The sequence below is a fragment of the Streptomyces sp. NPDC058371 genome (genome assembly GCF_042723265.1).
GTDB lineage: Bacteria > Actinomycetota > Actinomycetes > Streptomycetales > Streptomycetaceae > Streptomyces.
Genome location: NZ_JBHXJC010000025.1, coordinates 1 through 21,129 on the forward strand (window position 1 = coordinate 1; position 21,129 = coordinate 21,129).

17 protein-coding genes are annotated in these 21,129 nt (G+C 68.4%); 7 read left to right on the plus strand and 10 right to left on the minus strand.

Features of this window, described 5'->3' with window-relative positions; translation table 11 throughout:
• Positions 1-472 precede the first annotated feature (472 nt).
• The 4 genes from cydC to ACFWM2_RS39320 form a co-directional block, all read right to left on the minus strand.
• Entirely contained in the window at positions 473-2,263 is a 1,791-nt protein-coding gene (cydC, locus tag ACFWM2_RS39305; protein ID WP_383290897.1) for a thiol reductant ABC exporter subunit CydC, read from the minus strand.
• Positions 2,257-3,969, minus strand: coding sequence for a thiol reductant ABC exporter subunit CydD (gene cydD / locus ACFWM2_RS39310; RefSeq protein WP_383290900.1), 1,713 nt, complete (start codon positions 3,967-3,969; stop codon positions 2,257-2,259). The genes cydC and cydD overlap by 7 nt, the downstream gene beginning before the upstream one ends.
• Before the next feature lie 15 nt (positions 3,970-3,984).
• Entirely contained in the window at positions 3,985-5,001 is a 1,017-nt protein-coding gene (locus tag ACFWM2_RS39315; RefSeq protein WP_383290903.1) for a cytochrome d ubiquinol oxidase subunit II, read from the minus strand.
• 220 nt (positions 5,002-5,221) lie between these two features.
• The gene (locus ACFWM2_RS39320; RefSeq protein WP_383290906.1) at positions 5,222-6,514 is read right to left on the minus strand and encodes a cytochrome ubiquinol oxidase subunit I; all 1,293 of its coding nucleotides are present in this window, start codon (positions 6,512-6,514) and stop codon (positions 5,222-5,224) included.
• A gap of 644 nt (positions 6,515-7,158) precedes the next feature.
• Between ACFWM2_RS39320 and ACFWM2_RS39325 the strand changes: the two genes are divergently transcribed.
• The 4 genes from ACFWM2_RS39325 (at position 7,159) to ACFWM2_RS39340 (ending at position 11,104) form a co-directional block, all read left to right on the plus strand.
• Positions 7,159-7,509 carry an antibiotic biosynthesis monooxygenase family protein gene (locus ACFWM2_RS39325; protein WP_383290909.1) on the plus strand — a complete coding sequence of 117 codons (351 nt, stop codon included), beginning with the start codon at positions 7,159-7,161 and terminating at the stop codon, positions 7,507-7,509.
• A 278-nt stretch (positions 7,510-7,787) separates the two neighbouring features.
• Positions 7,788-8,990, plus strand: coding sequence for an FAD-dependent oxidoreductase (locus tag ACFWM2_RS39330; RefSeq protein WP_383290912.1), 1,203 nt, complete (start codon positions 7,788-7,790; stop codon positions 8,988-8,990).
• A gap of 156 nt (positions 8,991-9,146) precedes the next feature.
• Positions 9,147-9,743, plus strand: coding sequence for a serine O-acetyltransferase EpsC (epsC, locus tag ACFWM2_RS39335; protein ID WP_383291083.1), 597 nt, complete (start codon positions 9,147-9,149; stop codon positions 9,741-9,743).
• An 83-nt stretch (positions 9,744-9,826) separates the two neighbouring features.
• Positions 9,827-11,104, plus strand: coding sequence for an ATP-grasp domain-containing protein (locus ACFWM2_RS39340; protein WP_383290915.1), 1,278 nt, complete (start codon positions 9,827-9,829; stop codon positions 11,102-11,104).
• A 107-nt stretch (positions 11,105-11,211) separates the two neighbouring features.
• Here the strand turns inward: ACFWM2_RS39340 and ACFWM2_RS39345 are convergent, their stop codons facing one another.
• From ACFWM2_RS39345 to ACFWM2_RS39370, 6 genes are read right to left on the minus strand one after another with little or no spacing between them, the layout of a single operon-like run.
• Entirely contained in the window at positions 11,212-12,138 is a 927-nt protein-coding gene (locus tag ACFWM2_RS39345; protein WP_383290918.1) for a PLP-dependent cysteine synthase family protein, read from the minus strand.
• Positions 12,135-12,914, minus strand: a complete 780-nt coding sequence (locus ACFWM2_RS39350) for an HpcH/HpaI aldolase/citrate lyase family protein (protein WP_383290921.1) — start codon at positions 12,912-12,914, stop codon at positions 12,135-12,137. The genes ACFWM2_RS39345 and ACFWM2_RS39350 overlap by 4 nt, the downstream gene beginning before the upstream one ends.
• Entirely contained in the window at positions 12,911-13,795 is an 885-nt protein-coding gene (locus tag ACFWM2_RS39355) for a TauD/TfdA dioxygenase family protein (protein WP_383290924.1), read from the minus strand. Before ACFWM2_RS39355 ends, ACFWM2_RS39350 begins: the two co-directional genes overlap by 4 nt.
• Positions 13,792-15,195 carry an acetyl-CoA carboxylase biotin carboxylase subunit family protein gene (locus ACFWM2_RS39360; protein ID WP_383290927.1) on the minus strand — a complete coding sequence of 468 codons (1,404 nt, stop codon included), beginning with the start codon at positions 15,193-15,195 and terminating at the stop codon, positions 13,792-13,794. The genes ACFWM2_RS39355 and ACFWM2_RS39360 overlap by 4 nt, the downstream gene beginning before the upstream one ends.
• Positions 15,196-15,199: 4 nt before the next feature.
• On the minus strand, positions 15,200-16,294 hold the full coding sequence (locus tag ACFWM2_RS39365; protein ID WP_383290930.1) for a methyltransferase: 1,095 nt from the start codon (positions 16,292-16,294) through the stop codon (positions 15,200-15,202).
• The gene (locus ACFWM2_RS39370; RefSeq protein WP_383290933.1) at positions 16,291-17,337 is read right to left on the minus strand and encodes a PLP-dependent cysteine synthase family protein; all 1,047 of its coding nucleotides are present in this window, start codon (positions 17,335-17,337) and stop codon (positions 16,291-16,293) included. The genes ACFWM2_RS39365 and ACFWM2_RS39370 overlap by 4 nt, the downstream gene beginning before the upstream one ends.
• A 215-nt stretch (positions 17,338-17,552) precedes the next feature.
• On the opposite strand from ACFWM2_RS39370, the gene ACFWM2_RS39375 reads away from it, so the two are divergent.
• The 3 genes from ACFWM2_RS39375 (at position 17,553) to ACFWM2_RS39385 (ending at position 21,013) form a co-directional block, all read left to right on the plus strand.
• Complete coding sequence (locus ACFWM2_RS39375) at positions 17,553-18,371, plus strand: helix-turn-helix transcriptional regulator (RefSeq protein ID WP_383290936.1); 819 nt, start codon at positions 17,553-17,555, stop codon at positions 18,369-18,371.
• 72 nt (positions 18,372-18,443) lie between these two features.
• Positions 18,444-19,730, plus strand: coding sequence for an MFS transporter (locus ACFWM2_RS39380; RefSeq protein ID WP_383290939.1), 1,287 nt, complete (start codon positions 18,444-18,446; stop codon positions 19,728-19,730).
• Between the two features lie 56 nt (positions 19,731-19,786).
• Positions 19,787-21,013, plus strand: coding sequence for an ATP-grasp domain-containing protein (locus ACFWM2_RS39385; RefSeq protein WP_383290942.1), 1,227 nt, complete (start codon positions 19,787-19,789; stop codon positions 21,011-21,013).
• Positions 21,014-21,129 lie beyond the last annotated feature (116 nt).

Sequence of the window (21,129 nt, forward strand, 5' to 3'; positions counted from 1 at the left end):
TGGCGTCACTCCGTGACGCCAAGTCAGAAACGCTCCGCGTTTCTGACGGCTCGGATCGCTCCGCGATCCGGCCTGAGCATCTACGGGGATGGCGCGGCTTCTGGAGCCCTCCCCCGGGGGAAGGCCAGTGGGGCGGAGCCGCATGCTGGAATCTCCGATTGACCGGCCGTCACTTTCCGGCCTGTGCGTCAGAGTTGTTTCCCGAGATTGTTTCTCAGGCTGCACCACCAGTATCGCGTCCTGAAGTGCTTGGGTTCTCGCCTCAGAATGCGGGGGTTGACTCCGTGTGATCGTGCTCCGCGCTCATTATCTAGCGTAGGCCGATAAGACCACCCGAGGGCCGCTAGAAAGTCCAGAACAACTCTCCAATGGAAACCAGGGAAAGGCTACGTGAATCCGGAACGCGCACAAGGTGCCGGCGGTTCGAGTCCCAGAACCCAGGCCCCGCCGATCCGCCTCGGCTCTGCCGGCGTCACCAACGTGACCATCCAGCAGGATGGCGCCCGCTACCAACTCGATCTGATCGTCCGGGCACCGTGCGCTCCTCGGCTTCGCGTTCGGCGGTGTACTGGTCGCGGTAGTAGCCCTCTTGAGCGAGGAGTTCGGTGTGGCTGCCGCGCTGGATGACGTGCCCCGCGCGTAGCACGATGATTTCGTCGGCGGTCTCGAGGCCTCGGAGGCGGTGGCTGACGAGGAGGAGGGCTCGGTCGCCTGCTGCGGTGAGGGTGTCGTGGAGCAGGGTGTCGGCTGTGCGGGGGTCGACGGACTCGGTGGGTTCGTCGAGAACGAGGATGTTGGGGTCTGCGAGGAGGGCTGCGGCGAGTGCCAGTCGTTGGCGCTGGCCGCCTGCCAGTTCGGCGGCGTCGTCGCGTACTTCGGTGTGCAGGCCGTCTGGCAGGGCGCGGATCCACGTGGCGGCGCCTGCCTGTTCGAGGGCGGACCACAGTTCGGTGTCTTGGGCGTCCGGTCGGCCGATCCTGAGGACGGAGCGGATGGTGCCGGCGAAGACGTAGTGCTCCTGTGTGAGTCCGCACACGAGGCGGGGTCGCAGCTGTCGGCCGGCTATGTTCTCGATCGGTACGCCGTTCAGCGTTACCTGTCCTGTGCTGGGGTGGGCGAACCCCAGCGCGGCAGCGAGTGCGGTGCTCTTGCCCGCGCCGCTCGGCCCGACCAGGGCGATTTTGCGCCCGGGGGGCAGTGATAGGTGCAGTCCGCTCAGGGCCGCCCGGGACGCTCCTGGGGGGACCACGGTGACATCGTTGAATTCCAGGGTGAGAGGGCCTGCGGGCGCCGGGCGCGGGTGCGTGGGTTCGGGTACGGGCGGGCGGGCGTGGAGTACTTCCCGTAGCCGCCGTAGTCCGTGGCCGAGCTCGCCGAACCGCTCCGCTGCAGCCTGTACGGGGGTACTTGTCTCTACGGCGGCGAGCGCGGTGAGGGTGAGGACGGTGGCGGTGACGGGGTCGAGCCGTCCGGCGTCTTGGGCTCTTGCGGCGAGGACTGCTACCGCGCCGGTTGTCACCAGTCGGATCAGGAGACCTGTGGCGCCGACGGTGGCGCCGCGCAGTGCCACGGAGCGTTCCAGGCGGGCGACGGTTCGTGCGGCGGCGCGTTCGCGTTCGGTGGCGGCGGCTGAGGCTCCGCAGACGGCGAGGTCCTCGGCCCCTTCGATGGTGTCTACGCTGCGTACCGCCAGTGTGCTGCGGGCGCGTGCCAGGCGTACCCGTGCTTGGTCGAGGGTGACAGCTGCTGCGACCGGTAGCAGTACCGAGCCTGCCAGGAGGCCGGAGCCTAACGCGGCTCCGGCTGCGGGTAGTTGCAGCCAGGCCCAGGCGGTGACGCCGGTGCCGACGGTGAGCGCTGCGAGTGCGGGCAGTGCTACCCGGATCACCAGGTCCTGTACTGCCTCCACGTCTGCGAGGAGCCGGGTGAGCAGGTCACCGCGGCGGAATGCGGGCTGCCCAGTCGGGGTCAGGGGTTCCAGGGCGTCGAAGAATCGGCTGCGTACCCGCTCCATGATTCGCAGCGCTGCGTCGTGTCCGGCCAGCCGTTCGCCGTAGCGCAGGGTGCCGCGCACGATGGCCAGGGCGCGGACTGCGACGACCGCCAACGACAGGGCGGCGAGAGGGGGTTGTTCGAAGGCCCGGCAGATGAGCCAGGCGGCGGTGGCGGTCAGGGTCACTGCCGATGCTTCGCACAGCGCCGTGGCGAGGGCCGCGAGGATGAGGCGGGTCCGTAGGAGTGCGGGGGGTGGACGCTTCACCATGTCGGCTGTCCTTCCAGCAGGCGCGGCTGGATGTCGACTGAGCCGTGAGTGGCGTGGAACACCGTGTCTGCGTGTTCCACGACTCGGGGGCGATGGGTGACCACCAGCACTGTGGTGCGTTCGTTCCCGGCGAGGGTGCGCAGGGCGTCGAGCACCCGCTGCTCCGTCTCCCCGTCGAGACGCGCGGTGGGCTCGTCGAGCAGGAGCAGTGCCGGTTTGCGCAGCAGGGCGCGGGCGAGTGCGATTCGTTGCCGTTCGCCGGCGCTGAGTACGGCGCCGCCGTCGCCGAGCGGGGTCGCGGGGCCGTCGGGGAGTGCTGTCACGAAGTCGGCGGCCCCGGCTGCGGCCAGTGCCTGCCATATTTCTTCGGGGCGGGCGTCGGGGCGTCCGAGGCGGACGTTGTCGGCGAGGGACATGGCGAACAGGTGTGGCCGTTGTGGGACCACTCCGAGTGCGTCGGTCCAGGCGGTGCCAGGGGCGTATGGCAGCGGGTGGGTCCCGAGGCGGATTTCGCCAGCGAGCGGTGGGATCTGGCCGGCGAGGGTGCGCAGTAGCGTGCTCTTGCCTGCGCCGCTGGGTCCGGTCAGGGCATGACAGCGGCCGGGTTCGAGTGTCAGCGACACCTCGGTCAGCATGGGAGGACCGCCCGGGAATCCGACGGTGAGCCGGTCCAGGACGATTGGGGTGTGGGCCGGGCTGGGCACGGGCGTCGGGTGCGGTCGGGGCGTGGTGGGCTGCCTCAGTGCGGGGGTGGCTGCTGTGATCCGGCGGGCTTGGTCGAGTACGGCCCGGCCTTCTTGGCTCGCGTGGAAGCGCAGTGCCAGGGAGCGCAGCGGGCGGTATGCCTCCGGTGTGAGGAGCAGGACGGCGAGGCCGGCGGTGAGTGACATGTTGCCGGCGAGCAGTCGGAAGCCGACTGGGACCGCGATCAGGGCGACGGCCAGGGTGGTCATGGTTTCGAGGACGAAGGACGACAGGAATGCTTGCCGCAGGGTGGCCATCGTGATCACCCGGTGTTCGGTGCAGGCTGCGCGGATGCGCTGGGCTGCGTCGTCCTGTCGGCCGAACACTCGCAGGGTGGTGAGTCCGCTGACTGCTTGGCGGAAGCGCTCGCCCAGGCGCGTCAGCACGTTCCAGTGCTGCTGGGTACGGGCTTTGGTGTGCAGTCCGACGAGGGCGAGCAGCAGGGGGATGAAGGGGAGGGTGATCAGCACGGTGAGGCCGGAGGGTACGTCGATGAGCAGTAGCGTGCACACGATGGCGGGTGGCACGATTACGGCGTGCGGTAGCGCGGCCACGGCTCCCGATACGTAGTTGTCCAGCGCGTCGGCGCCGCGGGTGAGCAGGGCCACCACGGCGGCGGGTGGCGGTCCTGTGCCTCGGATGCGGCTGCGGCCTGCGGCTTCGACCAGCTCTGCGCGCAACGCCTGCTGTACGCGCGTCGCTTCCCGTGCCGGATACCAGCGTTCCCACCAGATGAGCCCGCAGCGGGCTGCGACGATCCCGGCGACGAGGGGCATCGAGACCGTGGAGAAGGCCTCGTGGGGGGTTGCGTCGAAGAGGGCGGCGAGGAACCGGGCGAGGATCAGCGTCTGGGCGATGATCAGTGCGCTGCCGAGCGCCGCGCCGACCGTGCACAGCAGGAGGAACACCTTCACGCGCGGTTGGATGCGCAGCAGTTCGGGGTCGAGCGGTCCGTGCTTCATGCGTCTCCCGGGGCGTCAGTGGAAGGCGGGTGCCGTGGAGCGGTCCGCGTGCAGCAGCCACCACAACCGGAGTTGTACGGCGATCACCAGCACGAGGACTGGGCCCGCGGTCCATGTGATCAGTGCCAGTGCGGTGTTGTCCGTGGCGAGGTCCTGGGCTGCGATGGCCTTCACTCCGGGGTGCGTGGGGGTTGCCAGGTAGGGGTATTTGGCGGCGAATACGGCGATCGGCGTGAGCGCCACCGCGACGGCTGTGGCCGTGTATGCCCGCCAGGGTTGTCCGGCGGACAGCGCGCGGATGGCCGGGGGGAGGGCGAGCACGGCGAGCGTGAGCAGCAGGAGCGCGAGGGCCGGGCGGTGCAGCGCTGCCCCGTCGGTGTGTCCGCCGGCCCAGGAGGTGAGGCCGGTCAGGGCGATGAGCAGGCAGCCGGCGCTGCACAGTCGGCGGGCGAGTGTAGTGGCGCGGGCGGCGACCGCGCCGGTGGTGCGGGCGGCGGTGAAGGCGCTGCCGTGGGCGCCGAGCAGTGCGACGGCGCTTACTCCGCCGAGCAGGGCGTAGGGGGTGAGTGCCGCGCCGCTGCCCAGGACGTGGCCGCCGTCGTCGAGGTCGAGTGATCCTGCGATGGCGACGAGGAATGCTCCCCAGCCGAACGCGGCTGCCACGCCGGCCGCGCAGATCGCGGCGTCCCAGCGCCTGCGTACGGTGGCTTCGGGGTGGCGGCTGCGGAGCATCACGGCGCTGGTGAGGACCAGTGCGCCGGTGATGGCGAGCAGGGCGAACGGTGCGGCGCCGACGAGGAGTTGGGTTTGCAGTCCTGGCATGGTGCCCACCAGGATGCCGAGGGAGACCAGTAGCCAGGACTCGTTGACGAGCAGGAGCGGGCCGAGGCCACCGAGCACCTGGCGGCGTTCTCGGTCGCTACGGGCCGTGAGCAACAGGGTGGAGCCCACTCCGTAGTTGGTTCCGGCAAGCGTGAGGTAGCCGGTGAACAAGGCGATGAACCCGATGATCCACAGGGTCGGGTAGCTCATGGCCGGTGTGCTCCTTTGCAGCGTGATGTGCGGGGTGGGACGAGCCGGGGCGAGTCGGCGGGCGCCGTGGTCGGCGGGCTTCGGGGGCGTCCGGCGGATCGGTTGTCCACGTTCCGCGTCGAGGCCGTTCTCCGCCCTGCAGCTGCACGCGCCCGGTTCCGCTCACCGGCACGCAGCAGCGCGGGCCGCCCCGGCGGTGACCTGATGCGCCGGGCAGGCGTTAGAGCAGGACGCTGTCGCGTTCGTCGTCGTGTGTGCTGTCGGGTTCGGGGTGTTCGCCGGAGTCGGGTTCCTGTGCCCAGAGGTCGGCGTGGGCGGGGCCGCGCATGGCCGCTTTGGCGAGCAGCCACCAGTCGAGGATCAGCAGGGTGATGACGATTGTCCCCAACACCACTAGGGAGATGGTCAGTTGTGTGGTGGTGAGTGAGGGGGTCAGGGCCTGTCGGGTGGTGAGGATGTCGTCGATGACGAAGGGCTGGCGGCCGATCTCGCGTGTCAGCCAGCCGGCGATGTTCGCGACGAAGGGCATCACCATGGCGGCCCGTAGCACTCGGTGCAGCGGCTTTGACGTGAGTATCCGGTCGCCGCGTAGTGCGATCAGGGTCCACACGGAAATGAGTAGCAGGATGACTCCGATGGCCATCATCGCGTAGGCGCTGAATTGCACCAGTGGTCCCGGCGGCAGTCCGGCGTCTCCGTAACGCTCGGTCAGTTCCCGCTGGAATACGGCGATCTTCTCGCTGTCGCCGTCCAGTAGCGCCTGCTTGATCGGCTGTTGTGCGCCGATCCGCTCGATCTGCAGCGCGCCGCTGCTGCCGACCAGCATGGCGCCCCAGAAGCCGGCGTGGGCGCCCATGCGCATGGAGTGGCGTACGAAGGTGTCGTCGGCTTGGCCGCGCCTGCGGAGCAGCATGGAGATGCCGAGCATGAAGAATCCGCCGACGGCGGCGGCTCCGCCGGTGATGTGCAGGATGGCGATCCAGGCGTTGGCGTTGGTGAACAGGGCGAGTGGGTCGGTCAGTTGGAGGGTGCCGTTGCGCATTTCGTAGGCGACGGGGTTGTTCATGAAGCCGTTGGCCAGCAGGGCCCAGATGACGCTGAGGTATGCGGCTGCGGCGACGATCCAGATGCAGGCCAGGTGTGCCTTTGCGGGCAGTCGCTGCCAGCCGAAGATCCACAGGGCGAGGAAGGTCGACTCCACGAAGAACGCGACCACGGTCTCCACGGCGAGCGGCGCGCCGAACACTCCGGCGCCCATGTTCTCCAGGCCCGACCAGTTGGCGCTGAGCTGGTATTCCATGGCGATGCCCGCGCCGATGCCGACTGCGTAGTTGATGACGTAGAGCGTGCCCCAGTACTTCGTGGCCTGTCGGAGTGCTGGGTCGCCTGTGCGGATCCAGCGGGTGTGGCAGATCGCCACCATGACCACGAGTCCGAGGGTCAGTGCGACGAGGAGGTAGTGCACTCCTACCGTTAGAGCGAACTGGGTGCGTGCCAGTTCGACGGTTCCCATGTCCTAGTCACCCCAAAGAGGTCGGTTTGGTTGCCAAGGCCGCTTGCATACAGGGGCGTTAGCGGCAGTCGATTGGCAATCGGTGCCGGTTACTCGTTTGTCGGCAGGTGACGGCCGGCTGCTCCGTCCCTGACGGTCTTCATCGCAGCAGGTGGCGGTCGGGCCTCCCTTGAGTGGCTGGTTGTCCGTGCTGCCGTGTTCTGTTCGCGGCCGGCTTGGTGCCGGCCTTCGCGGGCCGTCGGGCCCGATGTCGTCGCTCACGAGGTGGTGCGCGATCCGCGGCGTGTGAGTGGGGTTGGGGTGTGCCGTCGGAGAGGGGGTCTCGCGCGCGGGCGACAGCCTCGTCGTCGTGCTCATCGCGGTCCAGTGCCGAGCCCTGGATCAGGTGGATCGTCACGTGCGGGGGTGTGCTGCCGGTGCAGCGGCGCGTGTGGCTGCTGTGCTCAGCCGCTCTCTCGGTGTCATCCCCGGGTATGACGCGGCTTCACGCTGTGCGACCGCAGTCGCCCTTTGGGACAGGAATTGCGGCTGACTTCACGGCCCGTTTCCGGCGGGATGATGGAACTGTTCCCGCAAAGCAGGAGTGCCTCGCAGGGACGAGTGAGCGTCGTAAGTATCGTCGAATCCGAGAGGGAGTACCGAAGATGGCTAAGCTGCAGAGCCTGGACCCGACCACGCCGATGTTCGCCCAGTTCCAGGAGCAGACCGGGCCCATCGTCCTGGCCAATACTTTCCTCGTCCCGAAGGAAAAGACCGAAGAGTTCCTGCCCCTCTTCCGTAGGCAGGCGGAATTCATGAAGGCACAGCCGGGATTCGTGTCCCTGCAGATGCACAAGGGAACGGCAGGCAGTCAGCTCCTGATGAACATCGCCGTCTGGGAATCGGCCGGGGCGCTCGCCGCAGCGTTCGGCAGCCCGGAGTTCCAGCGGATGGCCGCCGACTTCCCCGACGACGTCGTCTCCTACCCGCACATTTTCGAGCAGATCGACGTCTGACACGGCAGCAGCAGGCACAGACGGCCGCGGCGGGCTTCCTCGCGGAGCCGGCCGGGCCGGGGTCAGAGGTCGAGGACGGCGCCGTATGCCTCGTTGAGGCCGGTCGTGGAGACGACCTGGACGTCATCCGGTGGCAGATTTCGTTACGGTCCGCGGCCCGCACCCCTGTCGGTGTGGGCTGAGCAATATCAGAGATGGGTTGAGTGGCCCGGCTCCCCCATCCTTGTCGTCATGTATTACGGGAGCACTGACAATCCGGCAGGCATGGTGGCGCGGCCATGACGGCCGAGCGGTTCACCGCGACTGTGGTGGGTGGTGGCATCGGCGGGTTGGCCGCAGCGGCGGCACTCGCACGTTGCGGCCTGGAGGTGACGGTCGTCGAACGTGCACCGAGCTTCGGGCCTGCGGGCTCGGGCCTGATGCTCTATCCGAACGGCGTTGCCGCCGCGGATGCCATCAGCAGTCGGCTCGGGCGGCGCCTGCGCGCAGCGGGGCATGTGATCGGGCCGGATGAGGAGCGGGTGCTGCTCAATGCCTCCGGCCGGGTTCTCGCGCGGGAGAAGATCGGCCGGCTGGGCTGGCCCGACGGGACTCCGTCGATCTCGATCCTGCGCACGGCCGTGCAGAACGCGTTGATCGACGAGGTCTCCTTTGCCGGTGCCGAGGTGCGGATGGGCACGGTGGTGTGCGAGTACGAGGCGGGTCGCGGCCCGGTCTCCTTGCGGTTGTCCGACGGCAGCACCCACTGCGCGGACCTGCTGGTGGCCGCGGACGGGATCTGGTCGTCGGTGCGTGAGCGGATGGTCGCCGACGGACCGCCCCGGTACTGCGGCTACACATCGGTGCGCAGCCACACTCCGGGCGACTGGCCGTGGCCCCAGGGCTTCGTGGCCAACGGGAACGGCGTGCAGATATTTGCCGCTCCGGTTGCCGACGGCACGCTGTACTGGACGGCCAAGATCACTGCTTTGTCCGGGACTTGGCCGCAGCTCGGTCCGGAGGCGGCGCAACGGGCGTTGGCGGAGTTGATCGCCGGTTGGCCGGCTGCGATCGTGCGGCTCATCACCGAGAGCGACCCCGCCGATGTCGCGGTCACGGACGTCCACGATCGTGACCCTGTATCGCGGTGGGTGGAGGGCCGCGTGGTCCTGCTCGGTGACGCGGCGCATCCCATGGCCCCGGCCCTGGGACAAGCGGCGAACATGGCGTTCGAAGACGCTGCCGTCCTCGCCGCGGAGTTGCGTACGCACGTCGTGGACGGTGGTCGTGGCGACTTCGACACCGCGCTGCGCGCCTACCAGCAGCGGCGTGTGGAGCGCACCGCTCGGGTGGCTCTCCTTTCCCGCCGCCAGGGCCTGTTGGACCAGGGAGCGGGCGCAGTCCGGTCGCTGGTGCGCAATACCGCCATGAGCCTGCGCGGGCGTAAGGACGCGGCGCTCCATGAGGTCACTCGGTGGGCTGTGAGCGCTTCCGCGGCGTAGCCCTGTCGACGTTTTCAGACATACGGCCGGGAGGACACGATGAACAGGCGACGACGGTCCAGCCGGGATGGGTCCCGGCGCGATGCCGGCTTGCAGGCGGGCCGTGTCCTGGCGACCAGGCTGGTGGCCGAACGCGGGCGGCCGGATCCGGCCGGGATGCCCGACTTGCCGGATCCGTACGCAGCGGTGGATCTGATCCCTCTTTTCGCCGAGGACATCCGCACCATCGTCGAGCGTGATCCGTCCATACGGACGTCCGCGGAAGCCTTGCTGCATCCGGCGCTTCCCGCTCTGTGCGTCCACCGTGTGGCGCATTTGCTGCATGGACGAGGCGCTCGGCTGACCGCGCGCGCCTTGATGCTGTGTGCCCGGGCGTTCACGGGTACGGAGATCCATCCGGGGGCCACGGTGGGCCGCAGAGTACTTATTGATCATGGTGCGGCTGTGGTGATCGGTGAAACGGCGGTGGTGGGCGACGACGTCACCATTTATCACCAGGTCACCCTCGGGGCGGTCGGCTGGTGGCGGGACAACCGGAGGCTGCCCGGGGAACGGCGGCACCCGGTGATCGGCAGTGGTTGCGTGCTGGGTGCCGGCTCCACCGTTCTCGGCCCGGTGGTCATCGGCGACAGAGCGGTGATCGGGGCACAGACTCTCGTCCTCACGGATGTGCCCGCTGACACTCATGTGGCAGCCGCGAAGGCGCCGCGGAATTCGTATGACGCACTGCCTCAGACAGCGTGGATGCCCTGATCGGCCGGCCTGTCCCTCGCCGTGTCACCCTCACCCCGGAAAGAAGCGGAGGAAGTGTGCAAGCGGATACGACGGTGCTTCTTGTGGGCGCCACGGACGGTACGGTCGCCAAGGCGAAGGATCTGGGGCTGCACGTCCTGGTGCTGCAGCATCCCCAGAGGCTTGCGGAGGCGCCGTGCGAACTGGCGGATGTGGTCCGGGCCGTGGACTATACGGATTTGGCCGCGCTGGAAACGGCGGCCCGTGAGCTGTGGGACACCACGGGATTCAGCGCCGTCGTCTCCCTCACCGAGCCTGGCCTGGAAGGCGCGGGCCTGCTCAATGATCTCTTCGGTCTGGGTGGCACCGGGCTCGAGGCGGCCAGGCGTTTCAGGGACAAACTGGCCATGCGGCGCCGCCTGGTCGCGGCCGGCGCCGGAGCGGTCGGCGCCGCCGCGGCGCCGCTGGCGAAGCGACGTGATATCGATGAATTCGCCGAGCAGTACGGTTACCCGTTCGTGGTCAAGCCGAGGAACGGCACGGGAAGTTACGGCGTATTCCAGGTCACCGGCCCCGAAAGCGCGGACACCGCGTGGGAAACGGTGGGCGCACTGAACGGGCATCCCATGGCCCGCACAAGCATGCCGTTTTCCGTCAGCGGTTTCATGATGGAAGAGTACGTCGACGGTCCTCAGTTCAGTGCGGAGTCCTTCAGCTTCCATGGTCGTCATGTGCTGGTCGGGATCACCGAGACGCAGCTCGCCGCCGACAGTTTCGCGGCCTTCTCCCACGTCATGCCCACCCGGCTGGACGACGCCGCCCAGGCCGGCGTGCGTGACGCCATGAGCGGCTTCCTCGATGCCATGGGGCTGCGGGACGGGCCCGCGCACACGGAGTTCAGGCTCAGCGAGCGAGGGCCCGTGGTGATCGAGTCGCATAACCGTTACGGTGGCGGCGCCATTAATCAACTCGTACAGGGTGCCTACGGAATCGATCTCGAAACGTACGCGCTCGGCTGGCCGTTCGGGCTGGTGCCCGAGATTTCCCTGCCGCCGCAGGCGCATGGCGCCGCCGCCGTGCGATTCCTTGTCAGCGGCCCGGGACAGGTGGAATCGATAACAGGAGTAGCGGACGCGCGTTCCCAGCCGGGTGTCCTGGCGGCCCAGATGTGGGTGAAGACGGGCGACATGGTCCGCTCGGTCGAGAATTCCTGGGACCGTCTGGGACTGGTGGCCGCCGCAGCGGCCACCAGCGACATGGCGGTCCGCCGTGCCGACGAGGTTCTCCAGGACACCATCCGGATCCAGGTACGGGGTGAGGACGGCGTTCTGCGGCCCGCACGCATTGCGCTGCCGGGCCCTTTGGTCACAGCAGCGTCATGATGCCCTGACGTCTCGGTACCCACGTGATGAAGCTCCGGTTTTCCCGGGTGACCTCGACAAGTCGCCCTGAACAACCGGAGCTTCGACGCAGGGGAACCGTACCCGTCCTAATCCGCGCCGACCGAGAGATAGCGTTCACCGGAATCGGGAAACACCGCGACGATCGTCGCCTGGGACCACTGTGGTTGCCGGGACAGGAGACGGGCGGCATGGGCCGCCGCCCCCGACGAGATTCCGGCGAGCAGTCCGGTGGCCTGGGTGATCTCCCGGCTCGTGGTGGCCGCGTCGTCGTCGGACACCGCGATCACCTCGTCGATGAGGGCCAGGTCCGTGATGTCCGAGACGTAGCCCGCACCGATCCCGGGGATGCAGTGGGGTCCCGCTTCGCCTCCCGACAGGACGGCTGATCTGGCGGGCTCGACCGCGACCACATGCACCTCGCGTCGTTCCTTGAGGAAACGTGCGATCCCGGTCAGCGTCCCGCCCGTGCCGACACCGCAGACGAGCACGTCCATGTCGCCCGCGGTGTCGCGCCACAGCTCGGGGCCGGTCGTCTCGTAGTGGGCCAGTACGTTGGCGGGGTTGGTGTCCTGGTGCGGAAGCCAGGAGTCGGGGGTGGATTTCTGCAGCCGCTCCGCGTATGCCCATGCGGCCTGCAGTCCGTCGCCATGGGGGACGAGCTTGATCTCGGCCCCCAGCTTGCGCAGTATCAACTGCCGTTCCACGGTGGCGTTGTCCGGCATGACGATGATGCAGCGGTGACCGTGCAGTTGGCACAGCGCCGCAAGGGAGATGCCGGTGCTGCCGGACGAGCACTCGATCACCGTTCCGCCCGGCGGCAGTTGCCCCGATTGCTGGGCGGCGCGGAACATGTAGAGGGCCGCCCGGTCCTTGACGTTGGCGAGCGGGTTCAGCATTTCGAGCTTCGCCAGTGTCCGTGCGCCCGCCGCCGCGCCCGGCAGCCGGTACTGAAGCAGGGGCGTGCCGCCGACCAGTTCCTCCATGGACTGGTAGATCCGGCCTTCCGAGGTCATGAGTCTCCCGCTCCTCGTGCTGCTGCCAGGTGCGCGGCCGCGGCCTGTTCGAGGTGGGTGATGTCGCTGGAGATGGTGGCGAAGGTGTAGCCGTCCGACAGCCACTGGGCGGCGCTCTGCCCGTCCATGCAGTGGATGCCTGCGGCGATTCCCGCCTGTCGTGCGGCTTCGGCGACGGCGGCCGTCGCTTCGAGCAGCGCCGGCTGCACCTGGGGATCACCGAAGTGCCGTCCGCCCAGGGCCACGGACAGGTCGGCCGGCCCCAGGTAGACGCCGTCCAGACCCGGTGTCGCACAGATCTTCTCGAGGTCGGTCAGGGCGGCCAGCGTCTCGATCATGACGATGCAGACCACGCCCTCGTCGATCTCGGCCGGAACGTCACCGAGGCGGAACTGTGCCCGTACGGGGCCGGCGAGGCTGCGGGTCCCGGCGGGCCAGTGCTTGGTGGCCCGTACGGCGATCTCCGCCTGCTCCGGCGATTCGACCATGGGCACGATCACGCCCCGCGCTCCGGTGTCCAGCGCGGCACCGATGGCGATCGGGTCCACGGAGGGAACCCGGATCAGGCCCGCGGCGCGTTGCCCCGCGTCCACCGCCATCATCGCGGCGCTCCAGCCCGGCTGCGACAACACCCCGTGCTGCCCGTCGACCCCGATGTAGTCGTAGCCGAGTCGGGCGATGCGTTCGGTCGCGACCGGGTTGTCGCCCGAGATCCAGTACCCGGCGAGCTGCTCGCGGGCTCGGAGCCGCCGCGCAAACGAATCTGGCAACGTCATGTCTCTTGCCCTTCCTCATCCCGCTCGTCGGCTTGGATCGTGTAGCTGCGTTTGCCGTCCAGGCCGACCGGTACGTCGCCGGTGACCGAGACCCGGTGCAGCAGGCGTCGGTGGCCGTCGTAGTCGTCGACGCCGTAATGCTGTGTGCAGCGGTTGTCGAAGATGAGCACGTCTCCCGGCCGCCAGTTCCAGCGGACCTGGTTTTCCGGGCGCAGTGCGTACGACTGCAGCACGTCGATGATCGGCCGCGATTCGCGGAGGGTCATGCCGACCAGGCGCTGGGCGAAGCCGCCGAGGAACAGGGCGGGTTCGCCCGTCTCCGGGTGGACGCGGACGACGGGGTGCGCGGTCTCGAACCGCTTGGCCAGGAAGGCCCGGCGTACTTCGTCGCCGCGCTCGGTGCCCAGGCGCGGCTGTTCCGCCCGGTTGGTGTGCACCGCCCAGAGCCGGTCGGCGATCTCCCGCAGTTCGGCGGGCAGATCCCGGTAGCCGGCCGCGCCGCTCGTCACCAGCGTGTCTCCGCCGTACGGCGGCAGCACCACGCTTCGCAGCGAGGTTCCCAGGGACGGGGTCTGGGTGAAGCTGATGTCGCAGTGCCAGTGGTTGGCCCGTTGGTCCTCGCCGTCCACGACGAGGACCTGGGGGCTCTGCTCGGCGGTTCGCATGAGGGGATGGCGGTGGGTGAGCGGCCCGAATCGGCCGGCGAAGGCCAACTGCTGTTCATCACTGATCTCTTGATCGCGGAAGAACAGCACCTTGTGGTCGAGGAATGCCTTCTTGATCTCGGAGAACAGCTGATCCGAGATCGTGGCACTAAGGTCGATTCCGGTGATCTCGGCACCTATGCGACCGCCGATGCGCCGGATGCCGATGCCGCTCATGTGCTCGCCCCCTTTGTGCTTTCCGAGCCGTCGCGGGCCTGCTCGTCCCATCCCCGTGCCAGCGCGTCCTCCAGGCCGTTCAGCACCGCGTACGCGTCGTGCACGAGCGTTGCTGGGTCCGCCGACGTCATGTAGAGGACTCCGCCGAGCACCAGCTTCCCGCCGCTCTGCCGGTATTTCGGCATGGGTGTCCCGTCCGGGATCGTCAGTCCCGGCGCGGTCTCGATGCTCGTGCCGGGAGTCACCAAGGACGGCCAGTCGACCACGCGGCTGTCCCAGACCAGGTCCTTCGACCACGGCTCTCCCACGGCGTTCGTGGCGAGAAGGGACAGCGTGCACGCGGCCCCGTTGGCGTCTTGCGGGGTCAGCAGGGAATCCGGTGGGTCGACGGGGAGTCCGAGCAGTGCGTCCGCCAGCATTCCGACCAGGTCACAGCCGTAGACATGCTCCAGTTGGGCAAGGATCGTGGCGCCGCCGAAGCGCCCGGCGGACTCGATCAGCGCGAGTCCTCCGTCCGCCATCAGCTTGACCTCCGTGTGCGTACCGCACGTCCGCAGACCGAGAGCGTCGACCGAGGCGCGGGCCACCAATTCGATCTTGCGCTGCAGTGGTACCGGGAGTTCGCACGGTGCGATGTTGCACAGCTCCATGAACGGCGGGATCGTCGGCAGCCTCGAGGTGATGCAGATCGGGTGATACACACCCTCGATGACTATTCCCTCCACGCTCAGGTAGTCGCCGTAGCCGCTTCCGTCCTCCCACCACGACTGCGTCGTCCCCGGGATGATCTCCTCGACGAGGAAGTCGTTCTCCGCGCCGGGCACTTCCAGCATCACGACGTCCGCCGCGTCCGCCGTCCTCATCACCGTCGTCGCTTCCTGCCACGCCGGCGCGATCTGCTCCTCGGAGGAGATGACGAGCTGCGCGGTCGAGCCGGCGCCCCAGGCCGACTTGAGCAACAGGGGCGGCTGCAACTCGCCGAACGCCCGGCGCAGGTCCGCCGCCGAAGCCACCGTCCGGTACGCCGGTTGCGGCACTCCGGCCTTCTGCCAGGCGGCCCGCATCAGCCGCTTGTCGCGCGATGCCGCCGCCCCCGCGCCCGGGCCGGGAAGACCCAGCCGGTCGGCCGCCAGTGCCACCGGGACCACCGTGTACTCCGACGGGCCGAACAGCGCGTCCGCACCGACCCGTTCGGCAGCGGCCACGATCGCGTCGACGAGTTCGTCGCCCTTCGGTCGCTGCTCATGGGCGGGAACGACCGAGGCGCAAAGCGCCTCCACCTCGGCCGGCAGCGGCCGGAGTGCGAGCACGTGGATCTCTCCCCGGGCGGCCAGCCGGGGCAGCACGAAATCGATGGGCGGGCCGCTCTGGCCGTGCACCAGCAGGATGCGCTTCGTCACCGGACTATTCCTTTACTCCGCAGAGAATGCTGTGCACATGGATCATCTCGGGAGGCCGCTTGCCCGCCTCATGGGTGATCGTCTCTATGGCGGTGAAACCGCATTCCTCCATCCACTGTTTGTAGGTGGAGACTTTCTGCGGCCCTCCCTCAGCCGTGCTGCAGCCAAGGAAATACGCCGGGAAGAAATCTGCCTGGCTCGACTCCTTCACGTCCTCCGGGTAGGTCGGGACCAAGGAATAGATTCGGCCCCCGGGCTCCAGGCAGTCATACACGGCGCGAAGCACCCGGAATACATTTTCCTTGCCGAGCTGATCGAGGAAATGCTTCACGAGGACGACTTCAAAGCCTTTGGGAAGGCCGTCGTACACGTCGCCGCCGATGAAGGAGCAGGAGTCCTCGACACCGTGCGCGCGGAAGTTCTCCAGCGCGTCTTCCCGCTTCTCCGGAAAATCGAAGCAGGCTACCTGCAGATTCTTTTCCGGATTGTACTTGCGCGTCAGGATCGCGCCCAGTCCGGTATGCCCCGCCAGGTCGAGCACCTTGCTGCCGTATCCGATGTCGACGTTCTCGAAGAACCAGGGGTCGATGAGGGACGTCGTCTGATCCATCATCGCCGACCATGCTCCACGGAGCTCATCGTGTTCGGCGCACGCCTCGTAGAGGTCGCCGTGGAACCCGAAGATCTTTTCCAGGCCCACCACCTTTCCCGTCCGCACGCTGTCGGTCAGGTAGTAGAGCTGCCGCAGGCAGACTTCCTTGATCATGGTCATCAGGCGGATGGCCCGCGCGAACTCGTCGTCGGACAGGCGGGCGAGGCCGCCGGCCCGGTAGCCGCCGCTGCTCTCGTCGTAGGTGACGAAGTCTTCCTTGACGAGAAGGTGCAGCAGTTGCTCCATGGCATCCGGACGGACACCGGCCGCCTCGGCAATGCGTGCGGCCGTCAGCCCGGTGCCGTCATTCTTTCGGAGCTGGTCCAGGACGCCGAGCTCGTAGCAGGTGTACACGGTCATGAACCTGGTGGGGCCGACCGCAAGATCCCGGAACTGCTCCAGGACATGCTCGGGCCCCGCTGGTGGCCTCGCGGGCAGCGTGGTCATTTCGCTATCGCTTCCCACTGCTCGGGATTTCCGGCGTCGGCGAACATGGTGACCACCAGCTCGTCGGAAGGCAGTTGTGCGGCGATCTTGCGCGCGACCAGCCAGTTCGCCGAGGCGGACGTGCCGATCCGGGTGCCGGTCAGGCTGAAGAATTCCGCGGCGCCCTCAAGTGCCTGCGGATAGGAGACCTGGTGGTGCGCGGCGACGTCGTTCTCGTATGCCTTCACGAACGGCTGCTTGAGGCCGTACCCGAGTCCGCCGGTGCCGCACAGCCCCTGGGGGGTTGCCGGGGCCCCGCCGTGCCCGTAGGGGGATTCCGCCGGCGTGACGCCCACCGCCCGGACGCCGGGACTGACGGTGCGCAGCATGTTCAGCACTCCGATGAGGGTGCCGCCGGTACCGATGGCGGCGACCCAGGTGTGCGGTTTGCGGCCGTCCAGCTGCCTGACGATCTCTGTGCCCGTGGTCGCCTGATGCATGGTCAGGTTGACGGGGTTGACGTGCTGGAACAGCATCTGCCAGGAGCCGTCCGAGTCCGCGATCCGCAGCGCCTGCCGGATCGTGCCGAGGAAGCCCTCCTCCTGCGGGGCGATGTCCACCGCGGTCCCGCGGGAGCGCAACGTGTCCAGCACGCTCTCCGACGTGAACGACGCCACGACCAGACGCAGGGGGATTTCCGCTTCCGCGCACAGGTAGGAAAGCGCCAGCCCCAGGTTCCCGCCCGAGTACTCCACCAACCGGAGTTCCTCTGCCGGCCGGTTCCCGTGGCGCCTGATGGCCTCGCATACGAGCGCGTAGGCTACGCGGTCCTTCACCGAGCCCGCCGGGTTTCCCCATTCGCACTTCGCGAGAATTTTCGCGCCACCGGGCTCCGACGGGACCTCGACGAGCGGCGTATGCCCGAGCCGCTCACGAAATCTGGCCAACCCTGGATACCGTTCATGGATGGCGGCCACGCTCTGCAGCTCGGTGTCGGCGACGTGGCTGAACGGCTTCAGTAGTTCGTCCACTACCGGCGCCAAAATCTTCCGGACCTCGTCCATGAGAATTTCCTCTCCGCCGTCTCGTTCACGCTGGCGGCTTCCGCCAGCGGCAATGACGGGCGCCTCGCATGCATCACAGGATGTGCTGGGCGGAAAGTCCAAGCCATATCCCATATTGCTGACACCCGGCGTGCCGCAGGCATTCAACTCGGATTCGAGGGTTTCTCGAGCCGTGCTCGACCGGGGCGATATCACGGCAGCGCACACTGCTGGTCGTGACAGCAGCCAGACGCCGGACCGTGCCCGAGGCTCACGACGGCGCCACCCGTGAATGCATCGAGCGGGCAATCGATCACATCTGGGAGAGGTACAGCGAGCCGGTCTCGCTGGACGAGCTCTCGAAGAGCGCCCTGCTCAGCCGCTTCCACTTCGCTCGAACATTTCGGGACATCACCGGCGTCACCCCGGGGCGGTTTCTCTCTGCGGTCCGCATCCATCAGGCAAAAGGCATGCTGATCAATACCTCGAGGACGATCACGGACATCTCATCCGCCGTTGGATATCAGAGCCTGGGGTCGTTCACGAACTACTTCACACAGAGCGTCGGCATGCCACCGAGCCAGTTCCGTCACCTCGCGGAGGGCGCCGCGCTCGGTCTCCCCCCGCCGCAGCGCCACCTGCACGCGGCACGCGGCACGGCGGCGGCCGTGACGATTTCCTTTCCCCGCGGATGCTCGGGGCTGCGCGTGTACGTGGGGATCTTCCCGTCCCCCATCCTCCAGAGCCCGCCGGTCGCCGCGAAGATCATCGATGCGGCCGACGGCCATCCCGTGCGCTGCGTCCTGCCGAACGTCCCGCCCGGCACGTGGTTCGTCCATGCCGTCGCGGCCGCGCGCGCCACCGGCCTGGACCGGCGCTCCCGCCAACTGCTGTTCGTGGACCGGCGCGATGCGGTAGCGGTCGCCGCGCACGCGGCCCTTCGCGTATCGATGCGCCTGCGACCCCGCAGGCGGACCGATCCCCCGATCCTGCTCGCGCTACCGGATCTGCGTGCGCTTCCCCACTCCCGTCCGGTCGCGGACCAGGCCGGCTGAACGGCCTGTCCGATCGGCCGGCCCGGGCCGGACACCGGCTCCCCTGCCGCCCCTCAAGATGTCGAGGCATACATGATCACCGCCGACGTACACCGGAACCTGAAGCTGCGCATCGGAGTCGGGTTCGTCCGCAAGTTCCTGGACATCATGCTCGCCCCGCTGATGGTGATCCACTTCGCGCACGTGTACGGCGCGGCGACGGCGGGACTCATGACTCTCGCGATCGCCGTCGCCGTCGTCGGGTGCACGTTCGTCGGCGGCCACATGTCCGACACCCTCGGCCGGCGCCCCACCCTGCTGCTCGGCGAGATCGGCAGCGCCGCGGCCCTCGTGCTGCTCGCGCTGGCGAACTCTCCGTGGTGGCACTCGGCAACCGCGACGTTCTGCTGCTATCTGCTCAGCACCAGCCTCTTCGGCATCGCGGTACCCGCCAACGACGCGATGATGGTGGACGTCTCCACCCCCGGGACGCGTGCGCAGATCTACACGATCAACTACTGGTCGATCAACGTCGCGTTCCTGCTGGGTTCCCTCCTGGGCGGCTTCGCCTTCGGCCGGTACTTCTTCCATCTGCTGGCCGGCGCCGCCGTGCTGGCGGCCATCATCGCCCTCGTCACCCTGGTCGCGATCAGCGAGACCGCGCCGCGCGGCCACGCCGGTCGGGTGCAGGACCGTGGATGGCTGAAGACACTGCTGGGCGGCTACATGACGGCGCTGCGCGACAGCGTCCTGGCCCGCCTGGTCCTGTCCGCCCTCCTGATCCGCAGCGTGGAGATCCAGATCTCGTACTACATCGCCGTGCGCCTCAGCGATGAGTTCGGGCGGCAACAGCTGCTCGACATCGGCGGGTGGCGGCCGACCGTCAACGGCGTCGAGATGCTCGGCATCCTCCGGGCGGCGAACACCCTCATCGTGGTCTGCCTGGCGCTGTTCGCCGCATGGCTGTTCCGCCGCCTGTCCGACCGGCAGCGCATCTTCGGCGGCATCGTCCTCTTCACGGCCGGATACATGGTGTGGGGGGCGAGCAACGCGCCCTGGCTGCTGCTCGCGGCCGCGGTGGTGCTCACCATCGGCGAGATCATGTCGGTGCCGATCCGGCAGGTCCTGCTGGCCGACCTGGTGCCCGCCGAGGACCGCAGCCGGTACATGGCCGTGTACCAGATCAACGTACAGCTGGGGATGATCGTCGCCTCGCTCTGCGTGACCATCGGCACGCTCGTCCCGGCGATCGGGATGAGCGTGTTGTTCGGGCTCTTCGGAGTCGGCGCGATGCTCCTGTACCGGTCGCTCTTCCGCGAGCGGGACGCGCGCGCAGCCGTCCCGCAGGCCGTCCTCGCCCAGGAAAGCGCCCAGCCGTGATGAGTACGGGCCGCACAACGGCGACCCGCTCACCCACGAGTGAAGGAAGCGCAGCGATGACAGACAAGATCCTCATGGTGATGCCGTGGCGGGCGTACGTGCGCAAGGCCACCGAGGAGGGCTTTCGGGTCTTTTCCATCTGGGACCCGGACCGTATCCCGCCGGACCACCGGGAGGAGGTCGCGCGTTACTCCGAGGAACTCCTGTTCACCGACTTCCGGGATGTGGCCGGGCTGCGCCGGCTGGTGGCCGAGACGGCCACGCGGCTGGGTGTCTCGCACGTTCTGCACCTGGGCAACGAGGACACCCAGCTGCCGGTCTGCGAGGAGGCGCAGGCGCTGGGGCTCGCCCCGAACCCGCCGGCGGCGCTGCGCGTCATCAACGACAAGAGGGCGATGCGCCGGCTGCTGCGCGAGCGCGGTCTGTCGCCGGTGCGCTCCACCGTGGCCGCGTCGGCGCGCGAGGCCCGGGCGCTGTTGACGCAGTCGTCGCAGTGCGAGCTGCCCGTCGTGGCCAAGCCGGCCCTTCTGTCCGGCAGCCGCGGCGTACAACTCATCCACGAGATGCGGGACTTGGACGACTGGGAGGAGCAGCTCGCCGACCAGCGCTATACGGGTCCCGTGCTGCTCGAGGAGTACCTGCGCGGGCCCGAGTTCAGCGTCGAGACGCTGACCGCGCAGGGAACCCACCATGTCGTGGGCGTCACGGCCAAGCGCAAGACACCGCCGCCCGGCTTCACCGAGATCGCGCACGTACACCCCGCGTCCCTGGCCGAACCCGATCAGGCGGCAGTCACCGACCTGGTCATCCGGTTCCTGGAGGAGACCGGCTACCGGTTCGGTCCGGCGCACACGGAGGTCATCCTGACGCCGGAGGGCCCACGGATCGTCGAGTCGCAGAGCCGCGCCGGGGGCGACCGGATCCACCGGGCCATCGCGCTCGCCTCCGGGTTCGACATCGAGAAGGCCATCTTCCGCGCGCTCATCGGCAAACCGGTCCAGGTCGACGTCGCCCACCGGGTGGGGTGCGTCTCCTTCTTCCAGCTCCCTCCCGGACGGCTCGTATCCGTGGAAGGGCTGGACGACATCCGCGCGCTTCCCTTCGTGCACGAGCTGAAGTTCCCCTTCACACCGGGCGACAGGGTCCCGGAGATCAGGAACTCCGGAAGCCGGCACGGCCATGTCGTCATCGACGCCGCGACCGAGCAGGAAGCGGATGGCCGGATCGCCCTCGTGCGCGGCCTGCTGCGCGCCACGACGGCCCCCGGCCCGTCGGACCGCTGAATTCCAGGGCGTCGGGGGGGGGCTCCGCGCCCCCCACAGACCCCCGTCCCCGTCCCCACAGCCCCAAACGCGGGGTAGGGGTGGGGACTTTGCGTTGTGCGCAGTTTGAGCCAACA